Annotated in this window: 17 protein-coding genes; 9 read left to right on the top strand and 8 right to left on the bottom strand. The window is 59.4% G+C overall.

Annotated elements, in window-relative coordinates:
• Window positions 1-62 precede the first annotated feature (62 nt).
• The 4 genes from pyk to ACHQGU_RS03970 are packed head-to-tail and all read right to left on the bottom strand — an operon-like array spanning window position 63 to window position 3819.
• A complete protein-coding gene (gene pyk / locus ACHQGU_RS03985) occupies window positions 63-1496 on the bottom strand; it encodes a pyruvate kinase (protein WP_253556223.1) in 1434 nt (477 codons plus the stop codon).
• A 35-nt stretch (window positions 1497-1531) separates the two neighbouring features.
• Window positions 1532-2509 (bottom strand): SH3 domain-containing protein, encoded by a 978-nt coding sequence (locus ACHQGU_RS03980; RefSeq protein WP_395495956.1) that lies wholly within the window; start codon window positions 2507-2509, stop codon window positions 1532-1534.
• 43 nt (window positions 2510-2552) lie between these two features.
• The gene (locus tag ACHQGU_RS03975; protein WP_395495955.1) at window positions 2553-3044 is read right to left on the bottom strand and encodes a DsrE family protein; all 492 of its coding nucleotides are present in this window, start codon (window positions 3042-3044) and stop codon (window positions 2553-2555) included.
• Window positions 3037-3819, bottom strand: coding sequence for a HesA/MoeB/ThiF family protein (locus ACHQGU_RS03970; RefSeq protein WP_395495954.1), 783 nt, complete (start codon window positions 3817-3819; stop codon window positions 3037-3039). Before ACHQGU_RS03970 ends, ACHQGU_RS03975 begins: the two co-directional genes overlap by 8 nt.
• Window positions 3820-4035: 216 nt before the next feature.
• Here ACHQGU_RS03970 and ACHQGU_RS03965 point away from each other — a divergent pair, with 216 nt between their 5' ends.
• Window positions 4036-4650 (top strand): DUF2939 domain-containing protein, encoded by a 615-nt coding sequence (locus tag ACHQGU_RS03965; protein ID WP_062273900.1) that lies wholly within the window; start codon window positions 4036-4038, stop codon window positions 4648-4650.
• Between the two features lie 66 nt (window positions 4651-4716).
• Here the strand turns inward: ACHQGU_RS03965 and ACHQGU_RS03960 are convergent, their stop codons facing one another.
• On the bottom strand, window positions 4717-4950 hold the full coding sequence (locus ACHQGU_RS03960; protein WP_062142587.1) for a DUF3126 family protein: 234 nt from the start codon (window positions 4948-4950) through the stop codon (window positions 4717-4719).
• Window positions 4951-5171: 221 nt separating this feature from the next.
• Here ACHQGU_RS03960 and ACHQGU_RS03955 point away from each other — a divergent pair, with 221 nt between their 5' ends.
• Both ACHQGU_RS03955 and ACHQGU_RS03950 read left to right on the top strand, forming a co-directional pair.
• Window positions 5172-5897 (top strand): hypothetical protein, encoded by a 726-nt coding sequence (locus ACHQGU_RS03955; protein ID WP_395495953.1) that lies wholly within the window; start codon window positions 5172-5174, stop codon window positions 5895-5897.
• Between the two features lie 497 nt (window positions 5898-6394).
• A complete protein-coding gene (locus tag ACHQGU_RS03950) occupies window positions 6395-8161 on the top strand; it encodes an alginate export family protein (RefSeq protein WP_373320545.1) in 1767 nt (588 codons plus the stop codon).
• A gap of 103 nt (window positions 8162-8264) precedes the next feature.
• Here the strand turns inward: ACHQGU_RS03950 and ACHQGU_RS03945 are convergent, their stop codons facing one another.
• Entirely contained in the window at window positions 8265-8810 is a 546-nt protein-coding gene (locus tag ACHQGU_RS03945) for a cytochrome b (RefSeq protein WP_395495952.1), read from the bottom strand.
• Complete coding sequence (locus ACHQGU_RS03940) at window positions 8807-9901, bottom strand: catalase family peroxidase (RefSeq protein WP_395495951.1); 1095 nt, start codon at window positions 9899-9901, stop codon at window positions 8807-8809. Before ACHQGU_RS03940 ends, ACHQGU_RS03945 begins: the two co-directional genes overlap by 4 nt.
• A 146-nt stretch (window positions 9902-10047) precedes the next feature.
• On the opposite strand from ACHQGU_RS03940, the gene ACHQGU_RS03935 reads away from it, so the two are divergent.
• From ACHQGU_RS03935 to ACHQGU_RS03910, 6 genes are all read left to right on the top strand, one after another.
• The gene (locus ACHQGU_RS03935) at window positions 10048-10581 is read left to right on the top strand and encodes an RNA polymerase sigma factor (protein ID WP_395495950.1); all 534 of its coding nucleotides are present in this window, start codon (window positions 10048-10050) and stop codon (window positions 10579-10581) included.
• The gene (locus ACHQGU_RS03930) at window positions 10578-11333 is read left to right on the top strand and encodes an anti-sigma factor family protein (protein ID WP_395495949.1); all 756 of its coding nucleotides are present in this window, start codon (window positions 10578-10580) and stop codon (window positions 11331-11333) included. The genes ACHQGU_RS03935 and ACHQGU_RS03930 overlap by 4 nt, the downstream gene beginning before the upstream one ends.
• 136 nt (window positions 11334-11469) lie before the next feature.
• Window positions 11470-13470: an OPT family oligopeptide transporter gene (locus ACHQGU_RS03925; RefSeq protein ID WP_395495948.1), complete on the top strand. Its 2001-nt coding sequence runs from the start codon at window positions 11470-11472 to the stop codon at window positions 13468-13470.
• Window positions 13471-13641: 171 nt separating this feature from the next.
• Window positions 13642-14673, top strand: a complete 1032-nt coding sequence (locus tag ACHQGU_RS03920; RefSeq protein WP_395495947.1) for a glycosyltransferase family 2 protein — start codon at window positions 13642-13644, stop codon at window positions 14671-14673.
• Between the two features lie 158 nt (window positions 14674-14831).
• Window positions 14832-15767, top strand: coding sequence for a glycosyltransferase family 2 protein (locus ACHQGU_RS03915; protein ID WP_395495946.1), 936 nt, complete (start codon window positions 14832-14834; stop codon window positions 15765-15767).
• 17 nt (window positions 15768-15784) lie between these two features.
• The gene (locus tag ACHQGU_RS03910) at window positions 15785-17302 is read left to right on the top strand and encodes a glucosyltransferase domain-containing protein (protein WP_395495945.1); all 1518 of its coding nucleotides are present in this window, start codon (window positions 15785-15787) and stop codon (window positions 17300-17302) included.
• Between the two features lie 137 nt (window positions 17303-17439).
• Here the strand turns inward: ACHQGU_RS03910 and ACHQGU_RS03905 are convergent, their stop codons facing one another.
• A complete protein-coding gene (locus ACHQGU_RS03905) occupies window positions 17440-19839 on the bottom strand; it encodes a TonB-dependent siderophore receptor (RefSeq protein ID WP_253556156.1) in 2400 nt (799 codons plus the stop codon).
• Window positions 19840-19982: the final 143 nt, after the last annotated feature.

Below are 19982 nucleotides of genomic sequence, written 5' to 3'. Positions count from 1 at the left end.
CTTCCCAGTGTCATCCCTCGGGCGATGTGTCCACCCGGAGAGCGGACACAGCACCCAAATCCTCAGGGAATTTTGGCAACCCGCAGGGTGTTGGTGGAGCCACTCACCCCAAACGGTACCCCTGCGGCAATCACGATGGAATTGCCGGAGCTGCCTATTCTGGCACGGCGCACCACATCCAGCGCAGAGTCCACCATGTCTTCCACGTTCGTCACCTGCCTGCCTTCATTCACAAAGGCCCGCACGCCCCAGACCAGCGCCATGCGCCGCCCGGCTTCATGCGTGGGAGTAATGCCCAGAATGGGGCAGGATGGCCGCTCCCGCGCAATCCGGAAGGCCGTGGCCCCACGGTGCGTATAGGCCACAATGGCCGGAGCCTTGAGCGTATCCGCCACCTGCTGGGCCGCCCCGGCAATGGCGTCGGCCACGTAATCTTCCGGAGCCAGACGGGCACGGGCCATCATGCTCTGCCATTCCGCATCCTGCTCAATGCGCCAGATAATCCGGTTCATGATGCGCACGGCCTCACGCGGATACTGTCCGGCGGCGGATTCTGCGGAGAGCATGACGGCATCCGCGCCATCAAACACCGCCGTCGCCACGTCAGACGCTTCCGCACGGGTCGGGGTGGGGGACGAGATCATGCTTTCCAGCATCTGCGTCGCCACCACTACCGGCTTACCCAGACGGCGCGCCAGACGGATGATGCGCTTCTGGACCAGCGGCACGTTTTCGGGCGGCAGTTCCACGCCCAGATCACCACGGGCGACCATCACGGCGTCCGTCAGTTCCAGAATGGCTTCCAGATTTTCGATCGCCTGCGGCTTTTCCAGCTTGACCAGCAGGTTGGCGCGCTCACCCACCAGAGTGCGGGCCTCGCTCACATCTTCAGGCCGCTGCACGAAGGACAACGCGACGTAATCCACGCCCAGATCCAGCGCAAAGGCCAGATCCCGCCGGTCCTTTTCCGTCAGGGCCGGGATGGGCAGCGCCACATCCGGCACGTTCACGCCCTTATGGTTGGAGAGCACGCCCCCCACATCGACCGTAGTTTCCAGCCAGTCCGGGCCGACATCCTTCACCACCACAGCCAGCTTGCCATCATCCATCAGCAGGCGGCTGCCGGGTTTGGCGACGGCAATAATTTCAGGGTGTGGCAGGCAGACGCGGGTTTCATCCCCCGGCACGCTGGACAGATCGAACCGGAAAGAAGCGCCGGGTTTGAGCGTCACCTTGCCATTGGCAAACACGCCCACCCGCAGCTTTGGCCCCTGCATGTCGGCCAGAATGCCAATGGGCTCGCCCAGTTCGGCTTCCACCCGCCGCACAATGGCGTGGCGGGCGGCGTGGTCCTCATGCGTGCCGTGGGAGAAGTTGAAGCGGAACACATCCGCCCCGGCCACAGCCAGATCCCGGATTGTCTCGTAATCGCTGGATGCCGGGCCAAGAGTGGCGACAATCTTGGTCCGGCAGATAAGCGCGTGTGAGGTGGGCATGATCACTCCTTCTCCTTACTTAACCAGTCCGGGGTTCAGGAGGGAGTGATGGCTTCCTCCGCGTCCACGCCCCAGATTGCACGGCGGGGAACCCAGCCGGTGTAGTTCTTGACCGAGACCTTGCACCACTCAGACCCGGCTGCACATTCCTTAACAGATCCCACAGAGCCGGGTTTCAGAACAGCAACCGCAGGCGCATCGTTGCTGGCCGTGCTGTGCATGACAACCGCCCCCGTCACACTCTTTGCATCGGCAGGCGTGGGCAGCGTGGCCACTACGCGGGTGTCCATATGGCCGGAGGGCTGTTCCTTATTGCCGTTCTTATCGAGTTTGACTTCCAGCGGCGCTTCATCCCCCGGCGGTTCACCCGGCACAAGGAAGTCCCGCCCGCCAGACAGCGTCGCCTGCTGGATCCAGCCTTTCTGGCCGGTCTCATCTTCCACCAGACGCCAGACATCAAACTCACGCTCAATCCGCATGGGCATGCCACGGCGGTGATAAACCCAGAGAATGGGGAAACGACGGCCCGGACCAGCCCGCATATTCACTTCATCAGACCGCAGAGCGGCATAACGCGGCAGCGGCAGGCCCGTCACGGTGCCTTTGGGTGGTTCCGGCGGGGTGGCTGCGGCAGGCGGCGTTGCAGGCTGATCAGCAGCAGCGGCCCCGGCTGCGCCCACGGCGGCTCCGGCAGCAGCAGCGCCAGCGGCAGCCGTGGCAGCTTTATGTTTTACGGGAGCATGAGCCGTCTGGCCGGCAGCGTGGCGGGCCTTGGCGGCCTCATGATGGCTGCGATGCGCACTCTTGCCGTCCGCCGTAGCGGCCTTTTTGGCAGCGGGTTTGTCTGCTGTCTTTTTCCTGGCAGCAGTGTGGTCCGCTTCGGCGTGGTGTGCATGGTGCTTGTGCGCGGCGGGCTTCTTATCAGCAGCAACCGCGCCAGACAGAGCGACCGCACACCCTGCCAGACAGGACAGCAGTCGGAACCGGAAGGTCAGAGGCAATGTGAACATCATGCCTGCATCCCTGCCAAGAGAGAAACGCGGGGGCAAGCGGTTTTTAGAAAACCGCCACGCGGGCCGCCCCCGCCCTGTCCAGAAACGTAGGCAGGCCCACAACCGCCACGCCCTCTTCCAGCGCCTCGTCCGTCAGGCCCATGGTCTTCAGCCCGGAGTCGCAGACCATCAGGGTGGCGTCCATCTCTCGCAGGGCGGTGCGCAGGTCATTCAGCCCCGCCACACCGGCAGCTTTCCGCCAGTCTTCCCGCTGCGCGTCTTCCAGTCCGTCCCACTGGGCACAGAAGGCGGCCACACCGGCCCCCATGCCAAACAGCAGGACCGTCTGGCCCAGCGCGCAGGCCGTGGCAGCCAGCATCAAAGCGGCATGCACACGCTCATAGCGGGCTTCCACAATCACCAGCGCCAGATCACACTGCGGAAAGGCCGAGGCCCCCACGGCAGCGGAAAAGCCGGTGCGGCCCGAAGGGGCTGCGGCGGGTGCAGATGAGCCGGCAAACAGCCCGCTGCCAGGTTCTCCAGAAAGTTCAGCCATCAGACGTCTCCCGTTTCAGAGTTCCGCACACCGGGCATGTCGGGTCCCGTTGCAGGGCGATGGTGGTAAACCGTGTGCTCAAAGCATCCCACATCAGCAGCCGTCCGGCCAGCGACGTCCCCAGCCCCAGAAGCTCCTTGAGCGCTTCCGTGGCCTGAAGAGTGCCCATCACGCCCGTTACGGCTCCAAACACTCCGGCCTCGCCACAGGTCAGACCCTCTGCCGCGCCGTCAGTCTGCGGGTAGAGGCAATGATAACACGGGCCACCGCGCGCAGGATGAAAGGTGGAAAGCTGGCCTTCAAACCGCTGCACGGCAGCGGACACCAGCGGTTTGCCCGTCCGCACGCAGGCGGCATTCACCAGATAGCGGGTGGTGAAGTTATCGCAACCATCACACACCAGATCATACCGGCTGACCAGATCCTCCACGTTGTCCGCTGTCAGCCGCAGGGGCCATGTTTCCAGCGTCATCTCGGGGTTCAGGGCTTCCAGCCTGGCGCGGGCGGAGTCCACCTTGGGTGTTCCAACGGCCTGCGTGGTGTGCAGGATCTGGCGTTGCAGGTTGGAGAGTTCGACGGTGTCATCATCCACCAGCCCAATCCGCCCCACCCCGGCGGCGGCCAGATAGAGCGCTGCGGGCGAGCCAAGGCCACCCGCACCCACGATCAGCACAGAGGCCGCCTTAAGAGCCGCCTGCCCTGTGCCGCCGACCTCCGGCAGAAGAATATGGCGGGAATATCGCTGAATTTCGGCTTCCGTGAAATCAAACGCCATCTGAGCGCCCTTTTGCTGCGGGCAGAGTATCTCTGCGGATTAGGTCTGTCTGACTTTGGGCGGGCCAGCAGTGTGGCCCTTCTATGCCATGCCGGGGTTTTTTATACCCCGTTCACTTTTTCGTGATCTTATGAATTCATATTAATGAAACTATGCATGGGAGCCATGCGTCTGCTATACGTGAACTGCAATTTTAGCATATGAGGAGTGCAACCAATGACCGCCCTCACCTCTGCCGGACCTTTTGTCCGGCGTGCCGCCAGTCTGAACAATTTGCAGGCCGCACGCAGAGTGTGTGTCGGCGCCTCAGCGGCTGCACTTGGCCTGTATCTGGCCTCCCCGTTCGTCACGCTCTGGAACATCGGCTCCGCCATCCAGACGCATGACATGATGGCCCTTGGGCAGGTCATCAACTGGTCCGAGCTGGATGCATCCATCAAGCACCAGACCCTTTCCGGCCTGCATCTGGAACAGGCATCGGATGATCTGCCGGACTTCGGCTCATCCTTCGCCACCACGGCTGTGTCCAACGCAGTGGACTTCACCGTCACGCAGGCCAATCTCGGCACGCTGGTTGATCAGGCCGTCCCGGCAGCCATTCCGGCCAACCAGCCCGCGCCGTCTTTTGCCTCACTGGTGGAAAAGGCTTCGGTCCGCTTCACCCGGATTGACCAGTTTGAAGTGGATGTGCCCCTGCCCGGCCACGAGCATGACACGCCGCTGAAAATTGAAATGCGGATTCAGAACTGGCGCTGGAAAGTGACCAAGGTGGAATTTCCCACCGCACGCGCGCCCATCATGCAGGCGTCCGTCGCCCCCTCCAACGCCTGAAGGCCCGATGGGGAGCAGACCCTTCCGGGTCTCTCCCTCTCTGGTTAAGGCCTGAAAGACTGCGGCTTATTTTTCAGCCGGCAGATCTTCTTCCAGAAGAATGATGTTGATGGCGTAAGACACTTCGCCCTCGTCATCATCACGATGAATCGTGCCAATCACTTCCCCGTCTACAGCCAGTTCAACCGACATACCGGCGCGCGGCGGCGGGTTAACGGACAGACCCTTGGCACCAAGCAGGCGACGCAGAGCGGTCTGGAGACGGGTAATTTCGGAGGGAGAAGGAGACGTGCTGCTCATAGAAAAATCTGATCCTCTGGGGGAAGGGTTACACAGACAGACGCCTTAAAGCTCTGACCAATCCGGCCCGCTATAGGACACACGCCGCCTCCGCCGCAACCTTTCCGTGCTCCTGCCTTCACCGCGCCATTTTCTGCCTGCCTCAATGGACTTCAGTCAGTCTTACGCTGCGGCCCGCCCCTTCTGGTCTGGTCGCCTCTTCAGGAAAGGAGACACTTCTTATGCGTATGCCCCGCTTTGTAATCCTTTCCGCTCTGGTTGCTGGCGCGCTGAGCCTGTCCACGTTCTCGCATACTCCGCCCCGGCCTCTGGTGGCGGATATGCGCCGGGCCGCTCTGTCCGAAACCGCGGCCACCAGCTCCGCCAAACCAGCGCAGCCAGCCACACCCGCCACAGCACCGGTCAGTGCCTCCCTTGCGCGGGCCTTTGCGGCCCCGCAGCAGGCAACGGAGACGGTCGGCACGCCTGCCCGCACCAGCCCGAATGCAGTGGCGCAGTCCCCGGTTCAGACCGCGTCCCAGACGGTGGCAAACCAGTCTTCCACGCATATTCTGCATATGCTGGAAAGTGACGGGCCGGAGCAGACCGCCCGCACCCTGACCAAAAGCCGCAAATGGTCAGACGTGCGGCTGGCTGTCAGCACCGGTCAGCCGGAAGCCGCCTCCGTTCTGGCAGCTCTGATGCCCGAGGCCGACCCGGCCACAGCGCTTTCCCTCCGCACCGCCATGCGCCGCGCCCTGCCTACGCATCCGGCAGCCGTTCTGGCAGCCATGGATCAGACGGACGGTCCGCTCTTTGGGGCCCGCGCCGTCTGCTCCCCGCAGGGCATGCCGCGCAGCTGGCAGAGCAATGCACGCAAGGCCGTTGCCAGCGTGCATGAAATCCACCTCGTCACCCGCGCGCGGGACTGCCTGACGCGGCTGGGTGGCCTGCCGCAATCCGGCTGATCCTGCACTTAAATATTTCGTGTCACACGTAAACGCGAGATGACAGGGCTCGCGTTTAGCTATACCCATAACGCACGTCAGAATAACAAAAAATGCATGGCAAGCCATTTGGTTAAGCCATGACGCAATAAGGTCGTGCCGTCATGCTGATGCTCTGCTGTCCCGGTTCGGACACCATCTTCCATCTGCTCCCATCCCCCCTGCGGTCCACGCAGAATGAGGGGCGCCGGTGCCGTGTGGCTGCCTTGCCAGCCCCCGCGCACCTTAGGGCGGTCCGAGAGCGACTTACGCTCTCCCGCTCCTTCCGCGCTCCCGCATAAGGCCCCGGCGTTTCCGCCGCACAGCCTTATCGCTGCCCTCAGGTTCCCCTTTTTTCAGAGTGTTCTGTCATGAACCATCTGTTTGCTCGCAGCGCAGGCGCGCCTGTATCGCGCCTGTGGTCTGCCCGCTCCCGCTTTTGTTTTTCCAGCGGCCTGTCCACAGGGCTGCTCTGGCTGATGCCTGCCGGGGCCCTTCTTGCCATTGTGGTGCCCTCTGCGGCGGCCCATGCGCAAAGCACCGTGCAACCCGCACCCTCCGTGGTGCGCCATACCGCGCCAGCGCATGAGATCAATGCCTCGCATGACACCATGCCCGCACGGCTCTCAGACGTCGTGCGCAAGCCGCCTAAAGCCACAGTTGCGCCCAACGGCCAGGAACCCACCACCACCCAGCCTCCGGCGCGTGGCGGATTCTGGGATAATATGCTGCTGCCGCCGCTCACCAGCCGACCGGAAGCCTACGGCCAGCCGCAGTCTCTGGAACTCAAGCCGCTGCCGTCTTCCCTCATGCATCAGGGGCCGTGGGGTGTGTTCAACGCCAATACCGGGGCGGCTGCAGGGTTCGGCACGGTGGCGTATTACGCCGTCTCCCGCTGGGCGGAAGACTGGTCTAGCCTGCGGGACAAGAGGAACCGTATCGACTGGGCAGACCCGCTGAAATACATCCCGCTCAATAACAGCGGTTCCATCTACCTCACGCTGAGCGGCAACTTCCGCCATCACGGGTTTTACGACCAGCGGGCTATGTTCGGCACCGTCAAGAAAGACCCCGCCTACCGCTCCACCCTGCGCTGGAACGCGGGCGCGGACCTGCATCTGGGCGAGCATGTGCGCCTGTATGGGGAGCTGATGAGCGGCCAGGCCGGGGGTATCAATTATTACGGCTATACCGGGGGCCGCTGGCGCAGCAAGCTGGACGCACAGCAGGCGTTTGTGGAAGTCAAAGGCCACCTGCTGGGCGCGACCATGGGGGCCATGGTCGGCCGCATGTCCTTTCTGGATGCGCCGCCTTACGTAACAGCAGGCAGCGTTTACCCCACCCTGCCCTATTCCTGGAACGGCCTGCGGGGCTACGCCTTCTGGAAACGCTTCCGTGTGGATCTGTTTGACCTCACCCTGACCAACAACGCCCCCACCACTGCGTTCCATGATCAGGTGGGCTGGAGAACGCGCCTGTTCGGGGCGTATACGTCCTACGCTATCCCTGAATTCAAATTTCTGGATAAAAAGAGCCAGATTTTCGTGGATACGTTTTATCTGGGCTACACGCTCTCCAGTAACCCTATTGCCAGCACGACCAGCACCATTGCCGGCTCCACGCATCGTGACACGCCCGGCACACGTATCTGGGGTAATGCCGGACCCATCGAATTTTCTCTGGGCGGCATGTGGCAGGGCGGCAACTTCCACGCGGCCAACAATGGCCCCAAACGCCCGGTGTCCGCCTATTCCTTTAACGGCACCGTCTCATGGCGTTTTGCCAAATGGTGGGGGCGTCCGGCCATTGGGATTCAGGCCGATGCCATTTCCGGCGGGGATACGCGCAAAAGCCAGACCAGCAGTTGGGGCAACTTTCTCTCTCCCTTCGTGCCCAGCGCCTACTATCTGGATATGAGCACCTATATCGGCAACTCGAACCTGATTGACGTCGGCCCGCTGGCCACCATTGCCACCAGCCGCAATACCAGCCTGCTGCTGAAAGTGCCGGTCATCTGGCGCAACAGCACGCATGATGCCATTTATGCCAACCCCACGGCGGCCTACAGCTTCCGCCCGCAAGGCGGCTATACCGCCACCATGCCGCAGGCCAGCTTTACCTGGCGTGCCACCCGCCACATTACCTTCAGCCTTGATGGCGAATACATCTTCGCCTCCCGCGCCATGATCAAAGCCGGGGCGTCCTCCGGGGCCTATGTGCAGAGCAATCTGGAGCTGACATTCTAAGCTTCAGGCAGAAGTTTTTAAGACCAGCCGCAAAGAGGCCGCGATGGGGAGTGCTTTTTTCTGGAGCACTCCTCTCGGCTTGTATGGGCCAAGCCCTCTCCACTTACAGTGACGTTTTCCTGCCAGTCATGCTCTGAAGCACGTCATCCCGCCGGATAAGACCGTGGAACAGAGCCGCGCCAATATGGGCCAGCACCAGCCCAAACAGGGTGAAGGCCAGAACGGTGTGGATAGAACGCAGCCAGGACCAGACAGCCGGGTTATGCGGCAGGATGGGCGGCAAAAGCACAGCGTTCCCCCACAAGGGAATAGGGTAACCCCCAGCCGAGAGCATGCCCCAGCCCACAAGAGGCAACGCAATCATCAGGGCATAAAGCAGGATATGGGAGCCTTTGGCGGCCAGTTTGAGAACGGCGGGAAGGTCATTCGGCAAAGGTGGCGGGGCATGGCGCAGCCGGTATGTCAGCCGAAGGAGAGCAAGCACCAGAATGGCAATCCCTAAAGGCCGATGCAGCGAGACCAGCCGATGGTAACTGGGGCCAAGGGACGAAGCCATAAAAATACCGATGAACAGCATGCTGAGAATCAGCACAGCCATCAGCCAGTGCAGCACGCGCGCCACAGGCGAAAAGGAGGGGGTGGCATTCATGATTTTTTCTCACTTTCTGCCGCTGGGGCCTGTGTCATGGCAGGCGTAATGGCACTTGGCTCGCGCTTCTCCCCGGAACGCAAAGAGAAAGACCGCATATAGGCCCCTGACCGAAGCTGAAGGATGGGGTCAGCCGAAGCGACAATGCCGGGGGGCAGAATAAGAGGGTCAAAAGTGAGGCCGGTGCAGGGGCCACCGTCCTCGCTCTCAACGGCGTTCAGGGTCAGGGTGCCTGCATCAATCGTCCGGTCGTCCGGCGCCCAGATCTGGCTGGGGTCATTAACGGCATCATGAGGACCCGCGACAGTCAGCACCATGCGCCATTGCAGAGGGTGGTCATGGATATCTGCAATCAGCCTTTGAAACAGATAATCACGCCCGCCTGCTGCGGTATCGGCAGGGGCCACGGGCTGCACAGGCACCATGGCCCATCGGACAGCCGTTTTCGTGCCGGTTTCTCCAACAAGCAGAAAGCTGTCGAGGCTGTGATACGTGTCATCCGCAAAGCCTGAGGTGATCACGCGATGCGCGTTTTTCTCCGCTGCGGCCTGAAGCCAGGGATGCGTTGCGCCAAACGCTTTGACGCGCGCCGGGGCGGGTTTTCCTGTCGCGGGGTCTATGCGTTGAGACGAAAAGAAGTCTGAAGCATCCTGTGCATCCCGCAAAGGCAGAACGGGTGGGTTGTTCATAGCGGCACGCCATTCCGGCGCATCTTTGGGCATGAAACGCAACGCCATGCTGCGCACCGTTGCGGGATTGTCGGTCACATAAGGTTGCCCTGCCCCCAGAGCAAACCGCCCGACTACAGGCACAGACTGTTCCTGAAAAATGGCGGCTTTCGACACAGAGGCCGCAGCCCCGCTGGCATCAAACCGCCCCGTGACGCACACGCCTTTGGAATGAGCGCGCCGGAAACCCTGCCCGTAACTACCCGCGTCATGCAGTTCCGCCATCAGGCGGTTCTGCGTCACGCGGTGAGGGGAAAGCCAGCCACCGGCCCAGAGAAAGCCGAGAGCAAGTGCTGCCGGTGCGGCTGCAACGCCCAGCCAGCGGAGTGCAGAGCCCGAAGGGCCTGTCGATTTTGCCGCCATTGAGGCCGCTCCTTTGATGTCATCTGTGGGGAAGACGCAGGAGAGCCAGATCTATTCCCCGACAATCGCGCGACTGAGAAACATTTTTCTTTTGCTCTGCGCCATTGGGAATAAAGTGGCGCGCTGAGCGTCTCTGTCCTCAGGAGATGAAGCGTGTGAGGGGCAGAGCCGGGTTGGACGATGACGAGACCATCAGACTACAGAGCGTTATTCCGGCTTTGAGACGGTATGCGCGGGTTCTGACCCGTGACCCGCATCACGCCGACGATCTGGTGCAGGACTGTCTGGAACGCGCCCTGACCCGGATGGATCAGGTGCGGGATCGGTCCGATTTACGCCCCTGGCTCTTTACTATCGCTTACCGCCTGAACGTCAGCCGGTGGCGGCGTGTCCGGCGTCTGGTGCCCATGGCAGAAACCTCTTTCCCTGAGCCGTTGCAGGAAGCAGGGCAAATTCCTCATCTTGAATGGCAGGACATGACGCAGGCCTTCGGGCGTCTGTCCGATGACCATCGGCAGGTGCTGCTGCTCGTGGGGGTTGAAGGGCTGGAATATCAGGCGGTGGCGGAAATCCTCGGTGTGCCGGTCGGCACCGTGATGTCCCGCCTTTCCCGCGCCCGGTCTGCCCTGCATGATCTGGCAGGCCATGAAAAACGTCCCATCCTGAGGAGGGTGAAATGACGCACCCCGACAGCCCTGTGACCGAGGATGACCTTCACGCCTGGGTCGATGATTTTCTCTCCCCCGAACGTCGCCAACAGGTGGATCTCTGGCTGGAAAGCCACCCGGAGGCACGGCACCGTGTCATGGCATGGCGGCAGGAGCGTGACGGCTTGCGGGCCGCACTGGATACAGACCTCCGCGAGCCGATCCCCGCCCGCTTTGATATTGCCCGCCTGAGAGAACGCAGGGTGCGACGTTTCAGTCTTCCGCAGATGGCGGCCTCCATTGCGTTTGCACTTTCCATTGGGCTTGGTGGCGGATGGTTTTTGCGGGACCGACAGGTGCCGGTCGGGCTGGCGTCTGTTGAGCAGGAAGCCGCCATGGTGCAGGCGGCGGGCAAAGGCAGCGCGATCGCAAAAGGCAGTGTGGCGCAACTGGCAGCGTGGGGTGGCAGCGTGCTGGGCAGGCCGGTCCAGCCGCCGGATCTGTCTAATGCAGGCTATCAGCTTACAGGCGGCCAGCTTGTTACGACCGATCATGGTCCTGCCTGCCTGTTTTTCTACACGAATGAGCGTGGTGTCCGCCTCTCCCTGTTTGTGCGGCCGATGTATCGGGTAGACGTAACGGCCCCCATGCGGCCCATGCGGCATGTTCCCGGCTACCTCTGGGCGCAGGACGGGCTTGGGGTCAGTCTCGTCTCTGACGCACCCGTTGCCGGCCTGCACCGGCTGGCCAATCATGCCCGCGATTTGATGGGAGAACCGAGCTGAGCCCCGGCCCCGCTGTGGCTTTCCCACCATCTTTTCCTATCTCATTGCCTCTCCGGTTCATTCAGGGGAGACAAGCGGCATCAGGCAGCGTATCGAAGCGCTTCATGATGTCTGATGCTGCTGCGAGGCTCCGGGTATGACCGCTCCATCCCCCCTGCAAACCCCTTCCGTGCGTGAACTGACTGTGCGCGGGCTGATTCTGGGGGCGCTGATTACCGTCGTCTTCACCGCCTCCAATGTCTATCTGGGCTTGCGGATCGGGCTGACTTTTGCCTCCTCCATTCCGGCTGCTGTCATTTCCATGGCCGTGCTGCGCGCACTGGGGCGCAGCACCCTGCTGGAAAACAATATGGTGCAAAGTCAGGCCTCGGCAGCGGGCACGCTTTCCTGCGTGTTCGCCACCTTCCCCGGCCTGATTATGACCGGCTTCTGGCACAGCTTCCCCTTCTGGCAGACGGCGGGCCTCTCGCTGGCCGGGGGCATTGCGGGCGTGCTGTTTACCATCCCTCTGCGCCGCGCTCTGGTGACGGAAAGCGCCCTTCCCTACCCGGAAGGCGTGGCGGCAGCGGAAATCCTGCGGGCCGGGGGCGAGAACGGGAACAGCAAAAGCCTCTCCGCCCTGATAGGCGGCAGCGTTGTCGCCGGACTCTTCTCCTTTGCCTGTAGCGGGCTGCAACTTCTGGCCGATACCGTGAGCGTCACCGGCGTTGCCGGGGCAGCCGTGTTCCGTTTTACCGGCGGCCTGTCTCTTGCCCTGCTCGGTGCTGGCTATCTGGTGGGGCTGGCCGGTGGGCTGGCCATGCTGCTGGGCTGCGTGCTGGCATGGGGCCTTGGCGTGCCCTGGCTGACCGCCCACATGCCCAACCCGGAGCATCTGGATGCCGCGGCCTTCGCCAACGCAATGTGGCTGCATAAGGTCCGGTTTATCGGGGCCGGGGCCATTGCCATTTCCTCCCTGTGGACACTGATCGAACTGATAGGCCCGGTTCTGCGCGGGCTGAGCAGCGTGTTCCGGGGCCGCAGCGGCTCCGTGGTACCGGATGCAGACCGTGACCTTTCCCCCCGCACCATGATCGCCCTGCTGGGTGTGACTGTTCTGATGCTGGGCGGCCTGTTTGCAGCCTTTCTGGCTCCTATGGCGCATGGCATCTGGCCCGCCGTGTGCGCGGCGGTGCTGTTCTGCGTGGTGTTCGGCTTTGTGATGGCCGCCGCCTGCGGTTACATGGCGGGCATTGTCGGCTCATCCTCCTCCCCCATTTCCGGCATTATCATTATTGCCGCCGTGCTGTGCGCGCTGATGATTCTGGGGCTGGAATCCCTCGGTCTGATGCCTGCGGAAATGATGGCAGACGGCCAGACGCTGGCGACCGGCTTCACCATCCTGCTGCTCTCCGCCATTACCGCGATCGTCGCTATTTCCAACGACAACCTTCAGGACCTGAAAACCGGCCAGCTTGTCGGGGCTTCCCCGTGGAAGCAGGAGGTGGCGCTGATTGCGGGGTGCGTGGTGGGCGCTGCTGTCATCCCGCCAGTGCTCAACCTGCTTTATCAGGCTTACGGCTTTGCCGGTGCCCCCATGCCGCGCCCCGGCATGGACCCTGCCCACGCGCTGGCCGCCCCGCAGCCCGCGCTGATCGCCATGATTGCGAAGGGGATTTTTACGCAGTCGCTGGACTGGAGCATGCTCTCCATCGGGTTCGGGCTGGGCGCTGTGCTGATCGGGCTGGACCTGCTGCTGCGCCGCCGCCATCTGGCCCTGCCGCCGCTGGGTGTGGCGGTGGGCATCTACCTGCCCGCGTCCGTGAGCGTCACGCTGGCAGTAGGCGCTGTTCTGGGCTGGGTGCTGAACCGCAAGCTGAAGGAACGCCGCAGCACGACCGGCGGCTTTGGTGAGGCCGACCGTCTGCCGGAAACCGTGACAGAGCATGACGCCAGCATCGGCACCATGATCGCCTCCGGCTTTATTGTGGGAGAAAGCCTGATTGGCGTAGCACTCGCCGTCCTGTCCGGCGCATTGGGGCGGGATGACGTCCTCTCCCTGGCCCCATGGTTGCCCGCCGGAGCCCCCGCCATGCTGGGACTGGCCGCTTTCTGCGCCGCATGTTTCTGGTTTGCCCGGAAAGTGCTGCAAAAATAAAAGCAGGACATCCGGAAGCACTATACCTGTAAACAGCAGATTTTCTCAGACTGTGTTCAGTTTGCAACTGCACAACAGTTTTAGAAGCCTGTTGTCGCAACCCGAACCTGAGAATGGTATTATAATTTCAGTTGGATTTTTATTATACATCAAACAGGACATCCTCTCTTTATGCCTGCCCCCCTGCGCCCAGCTCCGCGGCTTGCCATTGTCGTGCCCTGCTACAATGAGGAAGAGGTTTTTGCCTATTGCCAGCAGGAGCTGGGCGCACTGCTTTACACTATGGTGCAGGACCAGATGGTGCAGCCGGACAGCTTTCTGCTGTTTATCGATGATGGCAGCCGGGACACCACATGGACGCAAATCAAGACAGCCTGTGCGGAAGAAATCTGCGTACAGGGCCTGAAGCTCTCCCGTAACGAGGGCCATCAGTCCGCCCTTCTGGCCGGTCTGGCGACTGCGGCCCCACAAGCGGATGCCATAGTCAGCATTGATGCCGATCTTCAGGACGACATTCACGCCATCCGCCGCATGGTAGAGGCTTATCGTGCCGGATATGACGTTGTGTATGGCGTACGGGAGAGCCGCCAGAGCGATACATGGTTCAAGCGCACCTCGGCGGAAGGCTTTTACCGGTTGATGGCCGCCATGGGGGTCAGGCAGGTCTTCAACCATGCCGACTTCCGGCTGCTCAGCCAGCGCGCGGTAGAGGGGGTGCTGCGCTATACGGAACGCAATGCCTATATTCGCGGCCTTGTACCGCTGGTGGGCTTTCCCTCCACGGAGATACGCTATGCCCGCGGCGTCCGCACGGCAGGTGAATCCAAATACCCACTCCATAAAATGCTCGCTCTGGGGATGGAAGGCATTACGTCCATGACCGTCACCCCCTTGCGGCTGATTGCTGCAGGAGGGCTCTTTATCTGCCTGCTTTCTCTGGCCGCGACGTATTATGTGCTGGTCCGGAAGTTCAACGGCAACACCGTGGCAGGCTGGCCCTCCATCATCCTGTCCATCTTCTTCATGGGCGGGGTCCAGATGCTCTCACTCGGCATCATTGGAGAATATATTGGTAAGATTTATCTGGAAACCAAACAACGCCCCCGCTTCCATGTGGAAAGCTTTATCAGTCAGGATGAAAAAGCTGCGTTGCTTACCCCCGCACACTCCGAACACCAGATAGAGCATGATATCCCTGCCTGAAAGCAACGCGTTTCCTCTTCCTGCAGGTTGCCCGGGTCGTTCCCGTGTTGCATAGTCCCCACTGCCTGCAGAACAGCATTCCTGCAGACAAGTTAGCACGTCCTTCTTCCGGGCAGAGCACACTTTGAAACATCACGGTCAGGGATAACGGGTCGTCAATGCCAAGCTTAATTTCTTTAGTTGTGCCGTTTTATAACGAAGGAGAAAGCGTTGACCTCTTCGCCCAGACCATTACCCCCATTCTCGCTGCCATTCCCGATACGGAGTGGGAGATTGTCTGTGTGGATGACGGCAGCAGAGATGACACCCTCAAACGGCTGATCGCACTTTCTGTTCAGGACAGTCAGTTCAAGGTTGTTGAATTGTCCCGCAATTTTGGCAAGGAAGCCGCCATGACGGCCGGTCTGGATACCGCAACCGGTGCCGCCGTCATTGTCATTGATGCCGATCTGCAGGACCCGCCCGAACTCATTCCCTCCATGATAGACGCATGGAAAAAGGGGGCTGAGGTTGTGCTGGGCCGACGCGTTGATCGTTCTTCAGACAGTGCGGCCAAACGCCTGACGGCCTCCTGGTTTTATTCGCTGCATAACAGCCTCTCCAAGATCAAAATCCCCTCCAATGTTGGGGATTTTCGTTTAATGGACCGGTGTGTAGTCGATGCGCTCCAGCAACTTCCCGAACGCCAGCGTTTCATGAAAGGCCTGTATGCGTGGGTCGGCTTCCGCACTGTCACGCTGGACTATGTGCGCGCCGCCCGCAACGCTGGCGAGACAAAGTTTTCCGGGGTGGCATTATGGAACTTTGCGCTTGAAGGCCTGACCAGCTTTTCGACACTTCCCATTCGGATCTGGACCTATCTGGGAACCATAGGCGCTGCCTGCGCGCTTTTATACGGTTTGTTTATCGTGGGGCGTACCTTGTTGATGGGCAACTCCGTGCCGGGTTACGCCTCAATTTTCTTTGCCGTGACGTTCTTTGGCAGCATTCAGATCATCAGTATCGGGATGCTGGGAGAATATATCGGGCGCATCTATATGGAAACAAAACAGCGCCCTATCTATCTTGTCAGGAAAGTTTATCAGACCAAATAAAAATTTTACTTTTTATTTTGAAAATTCCCAAAAATAATTTCTTATATTTAAGTAAAAATACCAACTCCCATACTCAAACACACTCAAGAATGTGCAAAAAACACACACAGGACCAGAACCTCATGCAAAAAATAACAGAAAAACCGTTTATCATACTTTTTGTAGCGGTTTTGTCCGCATCCCTGTTCAGCTTTGGTCAAGTCCTTCTTCCCGGCTATACACCTGATGATTTTTTGACGGGCAGCACATTTCTCCCCACAGCCTTTTTCCTCAATCAGGGGCGTTTCACAGAGGGGCTTATCGTCCATTTCATGAACTCTCTGCATCTGAGCATGTTCAATGTCGGATTTGGATTTGAGTGCCTTGCGCTGGTTCTTTACGCATTTCTCATCACCTATATTCTCGATACCTGCACACCTCAAACCTTCAACCGCTGGCTTCTGGCTGCGGCAGGCGCGTATATTGCCTCCAGTCCTTTCATGGCGACCCTGTTAAACTACCGCGAAGCAACATTTAACACGGCATTCGGCTTTGCCTTTATTGCGCTTGGCTTGTATTTTCATGAAAAATATATGAATGCCAAATCTGATTTCATAAATATCTTTCTGTCATCTCTTTGTTTTACGCTTGCGCTTGGCTGTTATCAGATTTTCGTCATTCTCATTTTCGTGTATGCTGCTTTTCTCGTGGTCAAAGAGAATTATGAAGGCACCAGATTTTCTGCTGCTTTTGTCAGCAAAATTTTTGCGGCTCCTTTCTGCAGCGTTATGCTATATGTGCTTCTTTTTGCAGCCACCAAACATCTTGCTGGTGAAAATGACTGGGACCACAGAGGCGCTTTACTGCATCTTTCAGGTCTTTCACAAAGACTGCATGATATCTACGATGTTACAAAATTCATTCTGGATCTTAATACACAGCATCTCAGTGCAAAAATCTGTTTAACGATTGTTCTGGCTGGCCTCAGCGTAATGGCGTTTTTCAAGCGCAGCTTGTCTACCGGCCTGACCTTTCTCGCGGCTCTGGCCTCATACGCGCTTGTGCTGCTGCCTCTTTCTATTCTGGAACATTGGGAACCCACCCCGCGCACACTGCTGGGGAGCTATTTCATTGTCGCGCTCTGGATAGTCTGGATTAGCGGCATTTCCGGTATGCTTAGCCGGGTTCTGGCCGGGCTCATGCTGGTCTTTTCCCTTCACTCCATGATGGTCTCAAATGATTTCCTGACAACCCAGCTCAAGGAAAACCGTTGGGACATGAATGTCGCCTGGTCGCTGATCACAGATGTAAAAGCCTTCAATCAGAACCAGCCTCCGGCATCCCTTTCTGTTGTGCCCAACCCAACTGCTTACGCACGCTCCACCCTTCTTGTCCCCTGGTCCATCAAAGGACTGCTGCACGAAACCGGAAATATCGACTGGCCTGTCAACGCTCCCACACCTGCTCAGGAAGCTCAGTGCCATACCTCGCCGCATTTCCCGGTTCCGGGCTATCTGCATCATCTTTCAGAAAACGCTGTTCTGGCCTGTATGTGAGGTATTTTGACTGAGCGTAAAACGCTGACGTCTTTTAAAAACTGATCAGCAAAGCACCCCTACAAAAAGTAATGCCGGACAAAGCCTGATAGTGGCTCTGCCCGGCATAAAGTGCCTGCTCGGTAGGGCGTGCTGTCTTAGTAAGTCATAGAAAGATTAAACAGGAACGACCGGCCAACTGAGGGAGTTACGCGGTTGCTGAACAGGTTGCCGTAGTTCAGGCGGTTGGCGAGGTTGTAGCCGTTCATGGCTATTTTCCAGTTCGGGCCAAACTGGTGTGACACCACTGCATCAAACTCAACGTTTGCCGGGACACGGGCCGTGTTGGCCGGGTCCAGAAACACGCCTTCACGCCAGGTTACGCCACCACCCATAGTCAGGTTATAGGGCTTTTTGGGCGCAATTTCATATGTGGTCCACACGGTTGCCTGATTGCGGGGCACATACTGCACCTGCTTGCCAATATCCGCCGCCGTGCCGCCCGTCGTCTTGCTGTCATACTTGGCATATGTGGCAATCATGTTCCAGTTTTTCAGGATCTGGCCGGACACACTCAGTTCCACACCCTGGTTGCGCTGGGTATCGCCAGAGTCCGTCACCGTCCCGGTGCTCGGGTCGGTCAGCATGGAATTGCCTTTTTCCAGACGGAAGACGGATGCCGTAAAGCCAATCCGGTCATGGAACGCGGAATATTTAGCCCCCAGTTCATACAATCTGCTGCGCTCCGGCTGAAATTTGGAATTCTTGGGAGACAGCGGCTCAGAACTGTTGGTGACGTAAAGGCCCATCGGCGTGGTGGATTCAGCCCAGTTGAAATACACCATTGCATGGTCGTTCGGCGTGTACATCAGGCTGACATTCGGGTTGAACGTATCCTGCTTCTGGCCCAGATGCGTATCCGGCGTCGTGGCGACACCGCCCGTTGCATTATAATTGCTGCTCCAGTGGTCCCACCGGAAACCGGCCTTAACCGAGAACCACGGCGTCAGCCACGCCTGCTCGGAGAAGAACGCGCCAACATCTGTCGCAGCACTGGTTTTCCATTCCTTTTTGCCCACGCCGTTAGGAATGTTCACCAGATTGTTCGGGTTCAGGGAGCCCACCCCCACATCCAGCCCGGGAACATAGGCCGTCGGGTTCAGCAGGCTCGCCCACTGGCGTGCTGAAGGATTGTTATACGCATAGTTCCGGCGGCGATCATAAATATGCTCAATATCCACACCGGCAATCATCTGGTGCTTGATGCCGCCTGTATTGAAGTTGGCCACCGCAGAGGACACGTTCTGCACCGACCAGTCATCCTGCTGGTACGGGTTAGGCCCACCGACCCCGCCAATACGGGAAACAAGAGCGGTTTCCGGGTGGGATGAGAAAAGAGCACTGGTGCAGGTCGCGTTACAGCTTTCCTGAGATGCCGAGAAATACCGGCTATACATCCCGCCGCGTGTATCATTGTAGACGGTAATGTGCGGGTTAACTTCCCACTTCAGGCGGCCTGTCAGCATATCAACGTTGGAATCATCCTGGTCAAACGTCGTGCCATACCAGGTGGTGCGCCGCACGCCATATTCCGTCACCGGTTTACCGTAGGAGGCCCCCGGCTTTGTCACCACAGGCACACCATAATCCGGAATACGATTATCCGTCTGATGGAAATACTCTATGGTGTAATTAACTTTTTTACCAAGACCAAAAATAATGGACGGCGCAATACCCCAGCGATGGGAGTAGACGGCATCCCGCCCGACCATATCATTTTCGTTCCCCATACCGGTTACGCGCACGGCAATGGTGTCAGTAATCTTATGGCTGAAATCGAGCGTGCCACGGTAATAAGCCCCGCTCCCGCCGGAGAAGCTGGCCCCGATATGGTTCTGATCATTCGGCGTTTTGGTGGTGATGTTAATCGCACCCCCCGTGGTGCCGTTACCAAACACCTGCGAGGATGGCCCCTTGATGACCGTCACATGGTCATAATCAAAAGAATCGCGCGTATAAACACCAAAGTCCCGCAAGCCGTTTTCATAAATATCATTCTGGGCGGCAAAGCCACGGATGAGGAACTGATCGCCCGCCATCCCGCCTTCACCCTCACCCACGGACGCCGTAATGCCCGGCACGTTCTTGAGCGCTTCATCCAGTGACTTGACGTTCTGCTGCTGCATGAGGAGCTGCGGCACAACATCAATCGTCTGCGGCGTGTGCAGCACATCCTGCGGCATACGGCTGATGCCAATGGGCGTGCGCAGCGTGTTCATGGGGGAGGCCGTCACAACCCAGTGTTCGGACTCTGAGCCGTCATTTTCCTTAACCAGTTCCGGCCCCTTCCCTTTCGGGTTGGTCAGAACGGCCTGCGGCTGTGCGGCTTTTGTTGTCGCGGCTTTTGTAGCGTCAGTCGGTGTGCGCGGGGGCAGAACAGGCTCTTTTCCCGTAGCGTCATCCGCCGCCATGGCCGGGAAAGCCGAACCACATCCCAAAGCCAGACCAAAGGCCAGAGGCGCCGGGTGAAGGCGACGCCGAATAGTGTGTTTACTCATGGATGAAGCAGCCTGTTGCAAATGAAGAGCATGAAGATGCTTTGCCATAACAGCGGATGATAATGATTCGCAAATTCAGCTTGTGCATAGCAGTCCCGCTTACATCTTTTTGCGAGTCATCACTCAGCCGTAACGGGGTCGTT

The sequence above is a fragment of the Acetobacter sp. KSO5 genome (assembly GCF_044094635.1).
In the GTDB taxonomy this organism is placed as follows: domain Bacteria; phylum Pseudomonadota; class Alphaproteobacteria; order Acetobacterales; family Acetobacteraceae; genus Acetobacter; species Acetobacter cerevisiae.
Note: the sequence above shows the minus strand (reverse complement) of the source record. Positions and strands in the feature narration are given on the sequence as shown.